At 63.0% G+C, this 12,604-nt stretch carries 14 protein-coding genes; 4 read left to right on the top strand and 10 right to left on the bottom strand.

Annotation, left to right across the window (positions count from 1 at the left end; genetic code table 11):
* Positions 1-21 precede the first annotated feature (21 nt).
* The 5 genes from HPY32_RS16385 to HPY32_RS16365 all read right to left on the bottom strand — a co-directional run bounded on the left by HPY32_RS16385 (position 22) and on the right by HPY32_RS16365 (position 3,844).
* Positions 22-531 carry a hypothetical protein gene (locus HPY32_RS16385; protein WP_067580138.1) on the bottom strand — a complete coding sequence of 170 codons (510 nt, stop codon included), beginning with the start codon at positions 529-531 and terminating at the stop codon, positions 22-24.
* A gap of 57 nt (positions 532-588) precedes the next feature.
* Complete coding sequence (locus HPY32_RS16380; protein ID WP_067580140.1) at positions 589-1,389, bottom strand: STM4013/SEN3800 family hydrolase; 801 nt, start codon at positions 1,387-1,389, stop codon at positions 589-591.
* 65 nt (positions 1,390-1,454) lie between these two features.
* Entirely contained in the window at positions 1,455-2,201 is a 747-nt protein-coding gene (locus HPY32_RS16375; RefSeq protein WP_197696358.1) for a nucleotidyltransferase family protein, read from the bottom strand.
* 102 nt (positions 2,202-2,303) lie between these two features.
* The gene (locus tag HPY32_RS43875; protein ID WP_216676129.1) at positions 2,304-2,894 is read right to left on the bottom strand and encodes a hypothetical protein; all 591 of its coding nucleotides are present in this window, start codon (positions 2,892-2,894) and stop codon (positions 2,304-2,306) included.
* A complete protein-coding gene (locus tag HPY32_RS16365) occupies positions 2,870-3,844 on the bottom strand; it encodes a hypothetical protein (RefSeq protein ID WP_156674047.1) in 975 nt (324 codons plus the stop codon). The genes HPY32_RS43875 and HPY32_RS16365 overlap by 25 nt, the downstream gene beginning before the upstream one ends.
* 201 nt (positions 3,845-4,045) lie before the next feature.
* Here HPY32_RS16365 and HPY32_RS16360 point away from each other — a divergent pair, with 201 nt between their 5' ends.
* A complete protein-coding gene (locus HPY32_RS16360) occupies positions 4,046-5,239 on the top strand; it encodes a helix-turn-helix domain-containing protein (protein ID WP_067580148.1) in 1,194 nt (397 codons plus the stop codon).
* A gap of 137 nt (positions 5,240-5,376) precedes the next feature.
* Here the strand turns inward: HPY32_RS16360 and HPY32_RS16355 are convergent, their stop codons facing one another.
* Positions 5,377-5,655, bottom strand: coding sequence for a DUF732 domain-containing protein (locus HPY32_RS16355; protein ID WP_067580149.1), 279 nt, complete (start codon positions 5,653-5,655; stop codon positions 5,377-5,379).
* A 333-nt stretch (positions 5,656-5,988) separates the two neighbouring features.
* Positions 5,989-7,806, bottom strand: coding sequence for a recombinase family protein (locus HPY32_RS16350; protein ID WP_082870750.1), 1,818 nt, complete (start codon positions 7,804-7,806; stop codon positions 5,989-5,991).
* Positions 7,807-8,180: 374 nt separating this feature from the next.
* On the opposite strand from HPY32_RS16350, the gene HPY32_RS16345 reads away from it, so the two are divergent.
* The 3 genes from HPY32_RS16345 to HPY32_RS16335 all read left to right on the top strand — a co-directional run bounded on the left by HPY32_RS16345 (position 8,181) and on the right by HPY32_RS16335 (position 10,272).
* Positions 8,181-8,546 carry a helix-turn-helix domain-containing protein gene (locus tag HPY32_RS16345; protein WP_231951539.1) on the top strand — a complete coding sequence of 122 codons (366 nt, stop codon included), beginning with the start codon at positions 8,181-8,183 and terminating at the stop codon, positions 8,544-8,546.
* Positions 8,547-8,653: 107 nt separating this feature from the next.
* Positions 8,654-9,064: an ImmA/IrrE family metallo-endopeptidase gene (locus tag HPY32_RS16340; RefSeq protein WP_197696360.1), complete on the top strand. Its 411-nt coding sequence runs from the start codon at positions 8,654-8,656 to the stop codon at positions 9,062-9,064.
* Positions 9,065-9,075: 11 nt separating this feature from the next.
* Positions 9,076-10,272 carry an MAB_1171c family putative transporter gene (locus tag HPY32_RS16335; protein WP_067580155.1) on the top strand — a complete coding sequence of 399 codons (1,197 nt, stop codon included), beginning with the start codon at positions 9,076-9,078 and terminating at the stop codon, positions 10,270-10,272.
* Here the strand turns inward: HPY32_RS16335 and HPY32_RS16330 are convergent.
* The 3 genes from HPY32_RS16330 to HPY32_RS16320 form a co-directional block, all read right to left on the bottom strand.
* Entirely contained in the window at positions 10,246-10,851 is a 606-nt protein-coding gene (locus tag HPY32_RS16330) for a 2'-5' RNA ligase family protein (RefSeq protein ID WP_156674048.1), read from the bottom strand. The genes HPY32_RS16335 and HPY32_RS16330 overlap by 27 nt on opposite strands.
* A gap of 22 nt (positions 10,852-10,873) precedes the next feature.
* The gene (locus HPY32_RS16325) at positions 10,874-11,323 is read right to left on the bottom strand and encodes an XRE family transcriptional regulator (protein ID WP_067580159.1); all 450 of its coding nucleotides are present in this window, start codon (positions 11,321-11,323) and stop codon (positions 10,874-10,876) included.
* A 179-nt stretch (positions 11,324-11,502) separates the two neighbouring features.
* Positions 11,503-12,501, bottom strand: coding sequence for an AraC-like ligand-binding domain-containing protein (locus HPY32_RS16320; RefSeq protein WP_067580161.1), 999 nt, complete (start codon positions 12,499-12,501; stop codon positions 11,503-11,505).
* Between the last annotated feature and the right edge of the window lie 103 nt (positions 12,502-12,604).

Raw genomic sequence — 12,604 nt, 5'->3', positions numbered from 1 at the left:
AATGGGAAACCGATCAGGTGATCACTGATTTGTGTTCTGTTGTTTAGCGTACCGATCTGAGTACTCGCGCAGCATCTCGGCGGTGTCCGAGAATCCGTATTCGATAATATCTATCATCAATCCGTATGCCGTGTTTCCCTCCGTGTCGGAAACGCCGTACTCCAATGAGGGATTGATGTTGTCGTAGAAAGAGTATTCCCGGCCGAACCACGGGGCGTTGATCCATTTCGCGCCCGTAAATTTTATGAAGCACTCGCCGAGGAAGCAGAGGAACATATCTGCGGTATCCGAGTTCTCGGGTGCCATCGCGGTCTCCATGGTCGGAAACAACTCGGTCACAACGACACTCAGTTTGGCGAGCTCCGGCGCTCCCTCGGGCCACGGTTCGGAAGGAATAGCGTCGAGTCCAGCATATTCGAGGAACCGCTGTACCTGCGCCTCCTGACGTTCGGGCGCGATCCAGTCCAACCAGGCTTGTGTCTTCGCGTCGATTTCCACGCCGAGATCCATGGGGATCTGCTTACCGTCCACAGTCAGCCTCTCCTGTCGTATGCCGCCTCGGTGCCGAACAGTTCAGTATGACGCCGCTCATCCGGGCATGAGTGTTTCGGCATATGGCACCGACCAGACGCAGGGGTGGGCGATGCCGTGCCCGTAGTGTCCGTCTTCGCCGAACGCTTCGCCGTGATCCCCACACATGATCACCAGCCAGGCCCCGAACCTCGGGAGCACATCGAACAACCGGCCTAACTCGGTATCGGTGTAGGCGAGCGCAGCGGCTTGGCTCTCCCACGAGTCGGCAGACGCGCCAGGTAGATACGAGGCGGTGGGCGTATGGGTGGCAGCGATGTTGAGGAACAGGAGCACCAAGTCGCCCGATTCGAGGCGGTCGAGTGTCTGGAGGGCGATGTCGACTTGGTGGCGGGTGGATTCCGGGCAGTCGACCCCGGTGTCCGGGCTCCAGTGCGCCTCGGCGAACAGGCCGGGCAACACTTGGCCGAGTTTGGTTTGGCCGGAGAAGAATCCGACACCGCCGATGCACACGGTGTGGTAGCCAAGCCGATCGAGGCCGGTCACGATGTCGGGCGCGTCGAACACGTAGGTGCGTTCGGTGATCGTGACTCCACGGTTGGCCCGGCACGCCCAGAGTCGACCGGGCCGCACGGGACTGGCCGGAACGGGGAGGAAGCCGGAGAAGAACGCGATATGCGCTGGGAGAGTGAACGTTCCGTGCGTTCGGCGCTCCTCCCACTGCCCGTCCGGGAGCAGCTTGCTCAGGTACGGAGTTTGTCCGGCGTACGCGGCGGCGCGTGCTACATCGAACCGCAGCGAGTCGAAGGTGATGATCAGAACATGGTGCGTCCCGATGATCTCGTTGGCGTTGATCAATTGGTCCCCCTGTGGTTTTCGACTCGGGTAGGTGCGCCGCTGCGTCCCCCGGCGGGTGGGTTTGCTCAGGTGTTGGGGTCGGTGGTGCGGAACTGGTCGGGCAACAGGCGATCGTGCTCGCGGATCTCTTTGGAGGCTTCGATCACGTCCTTGACGGTGTCGATGCCGCGCCAGTATCCGGAGATGCGGTAGCCGACCAGACGGCCGCCTGCGGCGAGTTCGGGGAAGGTGGAGTCCTCGTGGTCGCCCTTGTCCGGCAACAGATTCACTACCTCGGGGTCGAAGAGGTAGGCCCCTGCGTTGATCCAATACGGCAACTGCGGTGACTGGGTGAACCCGCGGACCAAATCCCCCTCGAGTTCGGCGACGCCCCAGTTCGACCGGTACGGCGACAACGCAATGGTCACGTCCCCGTTGTGGCTGGTGTGGAAGTCGGCGAGGTCGACGAGGGAGAACGAGGTGATGATGTCGCCGTTGAGGACGAAGAACGGTGCCTGGGGGTCGTGCAGTTCGCGGGCCGCGAACTTCATCCCGCCACCGCGCCCCAACGGCTCGTCCTCGATGGCGTAATTGACGGTGAGCCCAAACCGGGAGCCGTCGCCGACGTAGTCGGTGATCATCTCGTGCTTGTAGCCGCCGCTGACGGTGACGAATTCGACGCCGTCAGCGGCGAGCCAGGCGAGCTGATAGCCGATGATCGGAGCCCCCGCTACCGGCACCATCGCTTTCGGGGCGTCGTCGGTGTAGGGCCGCATCCGGGTGGCTTGTCCACCGGCAAGAATCAGGGCTTGGGTAACAGGTTGCGCGGGCAAAGCTCCTCCTTGTGTTCGTGATGGGCCTAGTGCGGGCGCGGCCATCCTAAAGTCTGGATGTGACGCGACGCACACTCATGCTGGAGGTTGCTGGGCGGGTGGTCACGAGCGGGCCTCCGGTTTGTCGTTGGCCTGCGATTGCCGGGGCAACTTGGCCTCGCCGCTGTACAGCTTGGCGCACACCCGGTTGTACCCGTCGCAGGCGGCGAGAACGTGCTTGTCGTGATCGCGCACACCGGTGACCTTCTTGCCGTAGCCGATCAGGATGTTGTGAACGATTGCCGAGATCCATTCTCCGGGTTGATATTCGAGTACACGCGCGTCCGGTGTCGGGGTAACGTGCGCGATTCGCTCGGCGGCAAACACATTGACCTCGCGCGTGAGCCGCAGCATGGCGATGGTCGCGGCGGCGAGTTTGTCCGCGGTGGCGCGGATCTGTTCGGCGGTCATCGACACCCTGGGGTATCTCAGCGTCTCCAACGCCATGGTTCGGTCATGATGTGGCTCGAAGAACTTCTCGACGGTGATCAGAATCGGATCGGTGCTGCTGGTCCCGCCGAGGGCTTCGAGCACTTCCGTGGAGTTCGGCAGCAATGGCTGATCAGACATATCGGGTTTCTCGCTCACATGGTCCCCTCGAATTGAGACGTGTTGAAAGGCAACAGATGTCAGGATCTCAGCGCTGCGGCCCAATAGTCGTGCCGGACCGCGTTCCAAAGCATTTCGAATGCGGGCCACAACTCGCGGACGATCACAAGGTCCGGATAGCCGCTCTCTGGGAAGCGCACGATCAGTTCGCCGTCAGATATGTTGCGTACGAGCATGATTCCGATCCGGCGGCCCTCAAGGATCTTCCACTCGGCGCGGAGCCCGTCGGCCTCGGTGTGATGGATGTTGCACATGGCTCGTTTCCCCGCACCAGCGGCGGTTGCTTCGTTGGTTTTGGTGACGCGGGCCGCGACCTCCCAGGGGTCGGCCTCGGGGTCGGCGAACGCGTCGAGGATCTTCAGCAACTGTTCGATGCTCACGTTCTCCGGTAGCCGTAGCTCGCCCTCGGCTGCTGGGTACGACAGGCGACGTTCGGCGGCGCGCTGGCGCGGGCTGACAGCTGGCGGGACCAGCTTGCCCGCCCGTACGAGGCACGACACTGCCGCCGCCTTCCGCTGGCACCTGGTGGACCGACACACGACGTGTTGCTGCATGATCCGATGCGCCATACCGGTTGTAAGGGGAAGGTCGGGAAACCGATGCGCGGGATTGACCGATGCCGAACAGGCGGCGGCCCATGTCTCGGCTGGCTCCACTGTTTCCAGGTCACAGAACGCGGTCACCAAGCCCGGCTGATGATCAACCGTCGCCAGGTCGTAGACGACAACCGCAGCGACGTGGATGCCGCGCGCAATCCGGAGTGCGTACCCGACCGGATCATCGCGGCTTTCGGGTGGCCGGACCGTATACAGGTAGTGGTAGCCCAAAGACTCTGCGTGGCAGCGCATCTCGGCTATGCGTCGAGGACTGTCCAGACCGGAGATCGCGGGACGGTCCAGGCCGATAGCCTTCGGCTTCCCATCCATGGGAACCGGTCGGACGGACCGTGCCGTTTGTGGCTCGGAAAACTCGTGATCATTCTTCATCCCCTGCATCCCGGCATCCCTCCGTAGACAGTGATTTCGTGAGCGCCCGGCACCGGGGATTTCTAGGGCGCGGTGTCGACCCGGTGCCGAGGCTTCATCTACGGTGGCCTTGGTCGCGAGAAGGCCACAATGGGAGTTCGGGGGAGTGCCGGGTCAAAGTACTAGTTTTCCGGCCTTCACGCCGTCGCTACCCCGTCGTACCGTGGGGTTATGGGCGCATCGATTGGTGATCGTCTGCGCGGCATCCGCAAGCGGCGTGGGCTCACGCAGGTTGAGTTGGCGGAACGCTCCGGGGTGTCGGTGCAGCTAATAAGACTTCTGGAACAGGGCGAACAGCAACGAACCCGAACCGAGACGGCGCGGCGATTGGCCAGCGCGTTGCGGGTGAACACGAGTGACCTTGTCGCGGAGCCTGACACGGCGGAGCCTGAGACCACGGATGTCGAGCTGTGGGCGGAGGTCCGCAAGGCGCTGGCAGGTATCTACCCCGCCGACGAGTTCGCTGAACCACCGACGCTTGCCGGGGTGGAAGCGACGTTCCGAGAGGCGAAACCGTTGTTTCGTGGTGGCGAGTTCGGTCGACTCGCGCCGATGTTGGTTCCTCTGCTGCGGGACGCGGATTACCTTGTGTCGGCGGCTGATTCGGGAAACACGGATGCTCGGCGGTTGCGATCACGTGTCCGGCAGATGGTGGCGTGGCAGATGTGCCTGACTTGGCAATTCGACGCGGCCGATCATGCTATTGCTCTCGCTCTCGATGACGCGCCGGATCTGAGAACGGCCGCACCGCTCGCGGACGCCGACTGCTGGCGCTGGATACGGCAAGGCAATCTGGCCAAGGCTCGGGAAGTAGCTACCAAGTGGGCCGATGATCTCGAGCCGCGTCGTATCTCCAAGGCTTCGCGTGACGACATCGCAAGCTGGGGGCTTTTGCTGCAACGGGTCTCGACCGCAGCAATCCGTGACAACCGACCCGGCGAGGCTGAGGACGCTCTTTCGTTCGCACGGGTGGCGGGCATGGCCATCCGGTACGGCGAGCATGACTCGAAAGATGGGCTACTGCACGCCTTCGGCCCCGTCACGGTTCAGATGCTCGCTGCGGAGAATGCGATGGTCATCGACAAGCCTGAAGTGACCCTTGCGATTTCAGCAAAACTAGAAGGGGCGAAGTATCCGCTGCCGTGGCCGTGGCAGCGCCATCGGCTCGATGTAGCCGCCGCTCACGCTGCGATGCGTCAGTACACGGAGGCTTTGGCGGTGTTGCAGCAGATTCGAAACGAGCTGCCGGAATGGCTTGTCCAGCAACGCTATGCACGGGACATTGTCAGCGGGATCATGGAGAAACGACGCACACTGACACCTGACATCCGAGAACTTGCCGATTTCATCCGGGTTCCGTACTAGTCGATCCTTGCAGGCGTGAAGGGCGGAGAGTTCGACCGCCCCCAGGGCTGAGCTACGACTGACGGGCCCCCGGCAGCGCCGGGGCCCTCTTCATGCCTCCTGCATTTGACCCGAAGGCGTTCGTAAGGTGGGCGTGCTCACGACGTGGCGGCTACGCACGCCCCGCCGCAATAGACCTCAATTGCCGCCTGCACCACGCTCGCGGCCGTGCCCATATCACCGTGCACCTTCGGCAGGATGGCAAGACCGGCGTCGGTGGCCGAGCCCCCTTCGTACTTCATAACATCCTGCGCCCGCATGCCAGCATTGATCAGATCCTGCCGCCCGATCTTCTGAGGCACACCCAGCGCATACACCTTCTCAATGAAAGCGTTGTCCCGGTTGATCTTCCACTGCCGAAGCTCACTCTCACTCATGAGCGCCGGATCGGTCGGGGCCGCAATCGTCGCAGGCGTATCCTGCCTCGCCTCGGGGGCAGCAACTGCGGCCGTCGTCGCCTTCGCCGCCGCCTTCTTGCCGGAGTTCCTATCAGATTGGCGATGGTACCGATCGCGAACAGGACCGCCACCACCAACAGCACCTTCCTGAGAACCATGAAAGTTGTATCCCCTCTGTGCATTCCGCTGACATCGATCGTCAGTGATCTTCCGCCAGTGAAGCACACTTCCACACGGAACCGATGCGTTCGCAAGGCAGAAGGCGGCTCAGACCGGCCTATTGCCCCCTGCCCTGCTCCCGGTGCAAGTCGCCTACGCCGCTGCGTCGCCGGGGTGCGACTCACCCGGATCAGGCGTACCCCCGAACGGTTCGATCCAATACTGCGGCTCCGGCTTCGGATCAATCCCATCCGCAGGCATCCGTTTCCGCCAACGCCCCACGGTCACAGGATGAACCCCTAGACGTGAACCTATCACCGTGTCGTTAGCTTCCGGGTCTTTTTGGATGGCAGCCCAAATCCGGTACTGATTCGACCGGAGATCGGGGGCACGCTTCATCTCCACTGAGAAATATGGGATGCCATCACGTTCGTTCGGGTCGTCCACCCGCACAATCAACGGGTAAGTGCCCTCTACCATCAGGCGGATACCAGCATCCTTGACAGCTTCCTGAATCACACTCCAATCCTCCGATTCGGAGAACAGGTCACCCCACGTTCTACCCGTATCCTCGGTAACATATCCGCCTCGAATCACTACCCCTTCGGATTCGATCCGATCCCGCTTGGCCACCAGACCATCCATCTTTGCCTCGTACTCGTCCTCCTCACCCTTATAGTATCCTTTCTCGTAATTGCGGCGCATATTCCTGATCGAAGTCTGTATCTGCTCGAACTCCTCGCTCCGGTCATTACCGGGAACAAACTTGCGTTGCGTAACACGCCGGTGTGCTAAGTGGCCTTGAAGGAAGAACTCTCGAATGGTGGACTCCAGGAAATCGCCCCGTACCGTGCGATCCTTACACGCCTGCCCCCGCTCCCGGCCGCACCGGAAATAAAAATAGTTCCGGTCCTCCTTCGAGATTCGGGTGAACGCCGCGCCGCAATTGCAGTACACAACCCCTAGCATGGGATTGGACCATTTCGTCTTGTCTCGAGGCTTAGCCGTGCGTTCTGCCGCCTTGTCCTGAATCTTCGCCCATGTTTCCGGGTCGAATGTTGGATCGGCCATACGGATCGGTTCACCCGTCACAGGATCTGATGCAATCTGATAATCGGGGTCAATGCCATGTTTCCGCTTCTCCGGGTCGGGTTGCATATTGATCACTTTGAACCCTTGCGTAGCGGGGGACGTGAGGATCTTCTTAACGGTTCCATCCTGCCATGGGCGATCCGAGAGAGGTTTCTTCGGGCTCTTGCCGGTTTTTTGTGCTTTTGCGGTGACCGATAGATTGTGGTTCGTTTTGATCTGGTTGTCGTTCAGCCATATTGCGAGACGGTTATACGACCAGCCCTCAAGAAAGAGTCGGGCCATTTCGTGCAAGATTTCCTGCTGGTCGGGATTCTTCGCCAAGCCTTTACCTTTGCCTGATGGGCGGTCAACCGTCAGGTACCCGAATGGTGGGGTACCGGCTTGCCAGCGGTCCGTTGTCTTCAACTCCCCGTGAGCGCTCAAAGAACGTTGCACAAACCTTTCGCCCTCGATTTGAGCGAACATGGACAGTAGCAACATGAACATGTCGGTAATAACCGCTTGCATGTCACCTTTTTTGCGACCATTACGGTAATCGAGTTCCAAGCCGTCATCGGCAAACACAACTCGTTTACGGTTGTCTTCGGCCCAATGCATGAACGCGAGTCCGTCTCGCATGCTGCGCCAAGCCCGGTCGACCTTGGCCCATACGATGGTGTCCCACTCGTGCGAGCGTTCCGGCGTGAGCCATGCCCCCAGGTCTGGGCGCTCGAACGTGCTGACCTTGATCGCTGACACGCCCAGGTCTTCGAACTCGTCCAGGACTTCGGCCCCGTTGGCTTGACACCACCTGTGTCCGCTCTCCCGTTGGGCTTGATGCGAAACCTTGCTGTCGCTGTACACGCTCACACGCGCGCCTACCAGGGCTTTTGACTTCACAACGGCAGGCTAACAGATCGGCATATGAGTGCTATCTACTGCTGGCGCGGTCCCGCGATATCGCGCCGCAGGTACCCGATAGCGCCTATTCTCGCCATCCTGTCCACCCCTTACGAGCTTGCCGTTGGATCGTCGGCGCTCCCGTACGGTCGACAGGACTGACCTCCCCTCCACGCCAGTACATGTCACCTAGAAGTCCGTATACCTTTGTGTATGGCGGATACTCTGTCATTTACCTGGGTACATGTCAATTGTCGTACTGTGTACCATCGGCGCAGGCGAGCTACCCAGGACGGAGGATCGTGGACGACGGCACCGATGGCGTGCAAGCTCCCACCGAACTGGCGGCCAAGATCAATCGCCTGTTCGAGGTGATGCGGAGCCCCTCGGCCCCGCCGCTGTCGAATGCGGCTGCCGCCGAGGCGATCACGCGCGCCACGGGCACCTCGATCAGCTCCGCGTACCTGTGGCAACTGCGCTCGGGCCTGAAGACCAACCCGACGGTCGCCCACCTGCGGGCCATCGCCCGGTACTTCGGCGTCCCCGCCTCCTACCTCGTCGACACCGGCACCGACGAACAGATCGACTCGGAACTGCGCCTGCTGCAAGCGATGAAGGACGCCGGGGTCCGCAATCTGGCGCTGCGGGCCTCGGGCCTGGCGCCGCGCACCCTCTCCGGTATCGCGGCCATCATCGATCGGGCCCGGGAGGTGGAGAATCTGCCGCCGATCGACGGCTAGACTCGACAGCGATGGACGACGCATCGGTCTTGCGGAAGCGCTGTGAAGAAATAGCGCGCCGACTGCCCATTCCTCGACCGTTTACCGCCGAGTCCTTCGTCGCTGCCTTGGCCGAATATCGAGGCAGGAGAATCGAACTGGTCGGGATGGTCGCGGATCGCGATACGCCCTGCGGGCTGTTCGTCGGCACTCCCGACGCCGATTACATCTTCTACGCGTCCAATACCACCGTGCTGCATCAGGAACACATCATCGCGCACGAGGTCGGGCATATCGTGTGCAATCACGAGGGGATCGGCGCCCTCACGCAATCGGTCGCCTCGGTGCTGATGAAGAATCTCTCCTCCCGGCTGATCACTCGCGTCCTCGGCCGCACCGTGTATTCCGAGGCCGAGGAGGCCGAGGCGGAAATGCTCGCCTCGGTGATCCTGATGCGCGCCGGGCGCGCGGATCCCGCGCGGGGATCCGACACCGAACTCACCGGGGGATTGGACAGGCTGAGATCGGTGTTCGGATAGATGAGAGTTTCATGATCGATTTCGTGAAGTACCTCGTGGGCGTGATCTGTTTGATTGTCGCCGCCTTCAAGGGATTACAGCTTCGTCGGCAGGAATCCGTCAGCGCTGCGGGCTGGTACACGGTCGTCTGCTTTTTCCTGCTGGGGCTGGCCGCCTTCGCGATAGCGCCCGGGACACTGCACGCCGCCAGTTCGTTCGAGCCGTTTCCGAATTTCGCGCGGTGGGTGGGCAACAGCCTGGCGGTCGCGGCCGGGTGGTGCGTCTTCGCGATCCTGGCGCATACGGTCCGGGATCCCGCCAAGGCGCAGCGCCTCGTGGTCCGGCAGGCGGTCATCGCCGGTCTGGTCGTCGTGGCCATGGGCGCGTTGCTCGTCGCGGGCCATACGCGGTTCACGACCGAATTCGTGACCGTCTACGGAAAGCGGCCGTCGATCACCGCGTACCTGGCCCTGTTCAGCGCCTATCTGTCCTGGGCGTTTGTCGCGTTCATCGCGCTGATTCGTCGCTATTCGGCGGCTACCCCCGACCGGCCGCTGCGGGCGGGATTGCGCATCATGATGCTCGGGGCCTTCGCCGGATTGCTGTGGGCGGCTTGGAAAACCATCGTCCTGGTGATCAACCAGATCGCTCCGCATCCGGTCAAGGTCGAAGCGCTGGTGACCGCGCTGCTGTCGTCGAGCGCCGAGGCGCTGATCGCCGCCGGTGGCATTGTCGCGCTGGCCTTCCGATTCGTCCGGGTCCCGCTGGAGCGCGCCCGGACGGCCCGGTACTGTCGCCAGCTCGAGCCGCTCTGGTCGCAGATGTACCGGGCGCTGCCCGAGATCAAATTGGCGCCGATCGAGCAGGGGGACGAATTCAGTGTGTACAGGCGGGTGATCGAGATTCGGGACGCGAACCTCGCCCTGCGCGCACACTGCCATCCCGAGGTGCGTCGGTGGGCGGTCGAAGCCGCCCGGCAGGCCGGTATCACCGGGGAGAAGGCCGACGTGATCGCCGAGGCGGCCGTCATCGCGGGCGCGATCGACGCGCATGCCGCCGGGGTGGGCTATCCGGCCGAGTCCGCCGCCGTCGAAATGCACCGCGGCACCGGGGATATCGAGAGCGAGCGCGACTGGCTCATTCGCGTCTCGCGGGCATTCGCGGGCGATCCGATCGTTCAGCAGGTTCGCGGGCGGGCGATCTCAACTCTTCAGCGGGAGAACCGCTAGTTCCCGCCACCGGAATTGGACGCGCTCGGTGTCGACCAGGACATCGACCAGCCGGACCTCGTCGACGGTGAGGGTGACTCGAAGGTCGGTCGCATTGCGCAATGCCGTCTGGATGATTCCGGAGTCGCCGTCGCCGCGCGCGTAACCCAGCGTGATGTGTGGTCTGCCATTCGAATACCGGACCGCCTCGCGGCCGAATACCGCACCCGCGGCAACCTTGACGCGATCGACGAGCCGCAGGAAGTCCCGATCCGGCACCAGGTCCAGGGCGATGCTGCTGCGGCCCGCGGTCGCGGGACCGCACGTCAGGGTGAACGCGGGAATCTCCGAAACCGCCTGCCGGAGGTGATGTTCCAGGTCCGCGCGCTGCCGCTCGCTCACCTCGCGCGCCGGTACGCCGTCGACGACCATGACGGTGGCGTGCAACCACTCGTCGGGCTGCGGCGAGAGGAAATCCACGCCGTCCAGGACGCTCCGGTAGGCATCGACGAGCGGCGCGATCTCGACCGGATCCGGGCAGAAGTAGACGTGCAACTTCGTCCAGTCCTCGGGCCAGCGCCGCCGCAGCTGTTCCACCATGGAGGTATCCACTCGCCGTGTCTCACTTCGTCTCGTCGTCGGAACCGGTCGACCGGCGCGCGGCCTCCCGCTTGGCGATCGCGTCGATGATGTCGTTGATGGTGCCCAACCCGTCCGGCGACAGATTCACCGCGCGCAGCGCGATGTCGCGGACCTCCGCATTGCGCAGGGCGCCGAGCAGTTCGAGCTCGGCCTGGATCCGCCTGCCCTGATCGTCGTCGAAGAAGTAGGCGACCGGCACATCGAAGAAGTTCGCCAGCGCCTCCAGATGCCGTTTGGTCGGATTGTCCCGCCGCCCGGTGCGCAGCTGCCACAGGTAGGTGGCGGAGAAGCTCTCGCCGGTGGCCTCCCGGCACGCCGCGGCGACCTCCTCGTTGGAGTGCTGTTCGCTCCCGGCCTTCCGAACGATCCGGAACAACCTCTCGATCTTGTCGGCGAGCGTCCCTCGCCCGGCCCCGCCGCTGTCGGCCATGAGTCCTCAGCCTCCTCCCACCAGCTCCTGTTAATCCACGCCGCGGACAGATTCATCCTAGTTGACAAACGCCCGGTCCCGGCTAGACTTCGGTATCAGCTCAGATAAATCTCACAGCGAAGTGGATTTACCCCAGCTGGCCGGTTCGGTGCCGAAGGGGGGCACCGAACCGGCGGCACTCACGAGCGATCCTCCGACCCATGCGTTCGCGGGGTCGGGTCGGCGGATCGTTCGAGAGTGCCGCAAGCGTGCCGGTAGGCGGCGGGCGGGAGGCCGAAGGCGGCACGGAACGTCCGGGTGAAGTGGGCGATGTCGAGAAATCCCCACCGCGCCGCGATCATGGCGATCGACTGACCGGCCAGGCGCGGGTCGACCAGATCCCGGCGGCAGCGTTGCAGGCGTTGCTCGCGAATCCATCCGGTGACCGTATGACCCTGTGCCTGAAACAGTTTGCGCAGATAGCGCGGATTGATGTGGTGCGCGGCGGCAATGATGTCGGGCGACAGGTCGGGATCGTCGAGGTGGTGCTCGATGAAGGCGCAGATGTGGTGGAGCAGCGCCGTCTGCCGGGTCTGCGACGGCAGCGATCCGGTGAGGTCCAGGCGGGTGGCCAGCGCGGCGGCGATCAGGTCCGTCATGGCCGTCGCCAGCCTGCCGTTCCCCGTCAGATCGTCGGAATCGAGCTGATCGACGATCTGACACAGCATCGCCGAAATCAATGCGCCGCTACCGCTGTCGCCGGGGATCCGAACGCCGGTCAACTGCCCGATCCGATCCTGGCGGAGCGGAATCATGGAATACGGGAACTTGGCCAGGGCCAGTCGGCGGGAGGACTCCCCGATGAAGCGATACGGTCGCGAGTTGTCGACGATGGCCAAGTCGCCCCGGCCCAAAATCGTGGTGCGCCCATCCTGTTCGAGACCCATCCGGCCCTCGGCGACAACGGTGCACAGGTACGCCTCCGAATCCGAGTTGCGAATCCGCCGGGGCGTGCGCACCAGGTCGTACCGGCTGCTGGCCGTCCCGGCGACCTGCAACCCGGCGATCCACCCGGCCTGCATCCACGCGTGAAACTCCCGGTCGGTGGCGTAGTGGATATCGAAGGAGGACCCCACCCGCCCCAGCGCGTACTCCCAAAAGTCCAGGCGCTCACCCACCGGCAGGTTCTCGGTGCTCAAGATAAGACTCATCGCCGGATACCGCCGATCATCATCGAGCGATTCGGATCCCCGTGACCAGAACGCACACTCACAATTTAATGCGATAACCACGCACCGTCAG

Origin of the sequence: Nocardia terpenica (assembly GCF_013186535.1) — a bacterium.
Lineage (GTDB): Bacteria > Actinomycetota > Actinomycetes > Mycobacteriales > Mycobacteriaceae > Nocardia > Nocardia terpenica.
The sequence above is the reverse complement of the archived record's forward strand: the minus strand, read 5'-3'. Positions and strand labels throughout refer to the sequence as shown.

Excerpts from the sequence above, each read along its gene's own strand:
- HPY32_RS16325 (WP_067580159.1), bottom strand. The coding sequence starts at position 11,323 with ATGGCCGACAGCGGCGGGGCCGGGCGAGGGACGCTCGCCGACAAGATC.
- HPY32_RS16335 (WP_067580155.1), top strand. The coding sequence starts at position 9,076 with ATGATCGATTTCGTGAAGTACCTCGTGGGCGTGATCTGTTTGATTGTC.
- HPY32_RS16365 (WP_156674047.1), bottom strand. The coding sequence starts at position 3,844 with ATGCAGGGGATGAAGAATGATCACGAGTTTTCCGAGCCACAAACGGCA.
- HPY32_RS16355 (WP_067580149.1), bottom strand. The coding sequence starts at position 5,655 with ATGAGTGAGAGTGAGCTTCGGCAGTGGAAGATCAACCGGGACAACGCT.
- HPY32_RS16330 (WP_156674048.1), bottom strand. The coding sequence starts at position 10,851 with ATGGTGGAACAGCTGCGGCGGCGCTGGCCCGAGGACTGGACGAAGTTG.
- HPY32_RS16345 (WP_231951539.1), top strand. The coding sequence starts at position 8,181 with ATGCGGAGCCCCTCGGCCCCGCCGCTGTCGAATGCGGCTGCCGCCGAG.
- HPY32_RS16360 (WP_067580148.1), top strand. The coding sequence starts at position 4,046 with ATGGGCGCATCGATTGGTGATCGTCTGCGCGGCATCCGCAAGCGGCGT.